Source organism: Pseudomonadota bacterium (assembly GCA_023229365.1).
Classification (GTDB): domain Bacteria; phylum Myxococcota_A; class Polyangia; order JAAYKL01; family JAAYKL01; genus JALNZK01.
The window spans coordinates 1-1,217 of sequence record JALNZK010000067.1; the positions used below are offsets into that span (position 1 = coordinate 1).

Below are 1,217 nucleotides of genomic sequence, written 5' to 3' on the forward strand. Positions count from 1 at the left end.
TCACCCCCTCGGTCCCCCTCTCCAGTAAATGGCGAGGGGGAAGCATCCTGATCAGTCAAATCGGCTGCTCACCGCTTGCCGGAGGGGGGGAGGCTCGCGGGCCGCACCTCTCACTCGACGACGACCGGCGTGAAGCAGTCGATCGAGGTCTGGAGCTTGAAGACGCTCACGGGGTAGCAGCGCTCCGCGTGGAACATGTCGATGTTGTAGGTCTCGCCGGGCGTGAGGCCGAGCGTATCGAGGTCGACCGAGCCGGACTCCTCGGTGTGGAGCCCGCCGACGTCGACCGCGAGCGTCCCGTCGATGAAGATCCACACGTCGTCGTCTCCGGAGAACGTGAACACCTGCCCCTCCTCGTAGACGAACTCCGAGTGGATCTCCGAGGTGAAGGAGCCCTCGCCGGGCACGACGACGTAGTCCGTGCTCTCGTCCCCGTCGACGCCGTGGAACCACTGGGCGAACGTCTCCGCCGACGTGATCATCGGGTTGGAGCCGCCGGTGACGGCGGGGATGTCCGGGTTGTACTGGGGCTTGCGGTCGGCGTCGAGGGTGTCGAGCACCAGGCCGTAGGTGATCCCCGCGCCGGACATGTGACAGCCGAAGTCGGGGTGCTCGTCCGCGAAGTCGTGATACGTGACCTCGACCACGCTCTCACATTCGTCGTCGGTGTCCGTGCCGCCGTCCGAGTCCGAGTCGGAGTCCGAGTCGGAGTCCGTGTCGATGTCGGAATCGGAGTCCGAATCGGAATCGGAGTCGCCGTCGGCGTCGGTGTCCGTCCCCGCGCCGCCGGGCGCACCGCCTCCGTCGCACCCGGCGAGCGTCGCCGCCGCCAGCGCCAGCGCCATCCCGCTCCACTTCATGGTCATGTCGGCACCCCCGTTTTGCTGATCATGGACTCTATCACGGCGGGATCAGGGCCGCGTGCGCTTTCAAGGGAATCCGGCGCCCCTCCCGCTCGAACACCCCTCGTCCCGCCACGCAACACCCGACAGGCCCGACAGGCCCGCGTTGTTCGCGGCGCGCACTCGGGATATAACCGGGGTATGGGGCGGCCGCGCGGGAGGGAGCGATGACGGAGAGACGGGAGAACTGGTCCGAGTTCACGGCGAACGATCTGCCGTCCGACGTCGAGGCGATCAAGAAGTCGTTCGCCGAGCACCTCGAGTACAGCCAGGCGGTGGACGAGTACTCCGTGAGGAAGCACGACCTCTACGAGG

2 protein-coding genes are annotated in these 1,217 nt (G+C 67.1%); one reads left to right on the plus strand and one right to left on the minus strand.

All coding sequences use genetic code 11. The features are described 5' to 3' along the window. Positions 1-110 precede the first annotated feature (110 nt). Positions 111-866: a fibro-slime domain-containing protein gene (locus tag M0R80_20880; GenBank protein MCK9462089.1), complete on the minus strand. Its 756-nt coding sequence runs from the start codon at positions 864-866 to the stop codon at positions 111-113. A 203-nt stretch (positions 867-1,069) separates the two neighbouring features. Between M0R80_20880 and M0R80_20885 the strand changes: the two genes are divergently transcribed. Beyond that, a partial coding sequence (locus M0R80_20885; GenBank protein ID MCK9462090.1) for a hypothetical protein occupies positions 1,070-1,217 on the plus strand: 148 nt, incomplete at its 3' end.